A 1,252-nucleotide genomic window follows, 5' to 3' on the forward strand; every position below is an offset into this window, starting at 1 on the left:
GGCGGCGGTGAGGTTGGGGCGCTGCTGGAAGGGGGACAGCTCGATGGTGATGCGCACGCGGCGGCCGTCAGGATAGGCTTCGGCCTTCAGGTTGGTGATGCGCACCTCTTGGGGGGGTAAGGCTCCTTCGGGGACGATATACGCGTTATCCATACGGCTCACCTCGTTGATGAATTGCTGGGATTATACCGCGAAGGCAGGCTCACCGGCAAAAAAAGCCCCCGCCTGAGGAGCGGGGGCTGAATGAGCTTGCTGTTGCGGCTCAGGCGATGCGGCGGGCTTCCATGTAGAAACGCTTCTCTTTGGCCTCGCCCATCGAGAAGGTCTTGCGGGGCAGGGCGCCGTCTAAGACGACGGTCTTGAACAGGTCGCTTTTGTCCATGCCGGGGACGTAGAAACCGGCGTTGCCCGGCTGGCTGCCCAACTGGGTGACCACATCGGCGCCGTGGACGTAATCAATGCGGGCGGCGCCGCCGGCTTTCAGCCAGGCATCCAGGAAGAGCTGCAGCGTGCCCACGGGCAGGTTGGTTTCGGGCTGCTGGATGCGCACCAGGGCGTAGCCCTGGGGGGTGACCAGACCCACCACCTGGGCATCTCCGGACTGGGAATCGACCGCGGCGGTCATTTCTTCGGCGCTGTCGGCGGTTTCCACGCTCATGCGGCTGCCGAAATGGCGCTTGAGGGCGGTGATGACCTCTTCGCGCACGTCGAAGAGCACGCGGTGGATGGGTTCGAATTCCAGGCCGGCGTCGTGCACGTTTTCAATCTCCACCAGGGCGTAGCGGGCGGGATGATCCATGCCGACTTTGAGCTTGATCTGTTCCCAGATGGCCTTAGCGGTGGCCAGTGAGTGATTGCCGTCACCCATCGCGAAGAGAAGCACGCCCAGATCGGCAGAAACGCCGTAGCGGCTGGCGAAGGCGGCCGGGTCGGCCAGTTTTTCCAGGGCAGCCACCAGAGCCTGCTCATCCGCTGGGTCACTGCTGAAATAGCCCGTGAGGTGGCCGGAGCCGAGCATGAGGTCGAAATCGTAAATCTTCTTCATGGCGGCCTTGCGGGCGGCCAAAGCGCCGATGACAGTATCCTGGGGGTCGTCAATCAGCACCAGAATGTGGGGCAGTTCGAGGGGCGCGCCGGAGCGAATTTTGATGCGGGGTGGCAGGCGTTCCAAAATGGTGCCTTCGGTGGCGCGGATGAGGGATTGGGAACCCTTGTTGAAGTCGTAACATTCCAGATCCAGGGCCAACATGAC

General features: G+C 62.7%; 1 protein-coding gene. It reads right to left on the reverse strand.

What is annotated here, in order from left to right; genetic code table 11:
* Positions 1–262: 262 nt before the first annotated feature.
* A partial coding sequence (locus ADN01_RS01415; RefSeq protein WP_082389698.1) for a DUF1015 domain-containing protein occupies positions 263–1,252 on the reverse strand: 990 nt, incomplete at its 5' end.

Source organism: Levilinea saccharolytica, assembly GCF_001306035.1.
Lineage (GTDB): Bacteria > Chloroflexota > Anaerolineae > Anaerolineales > Anaerolineaceae > Levilinea > Levilinea saccharolytica.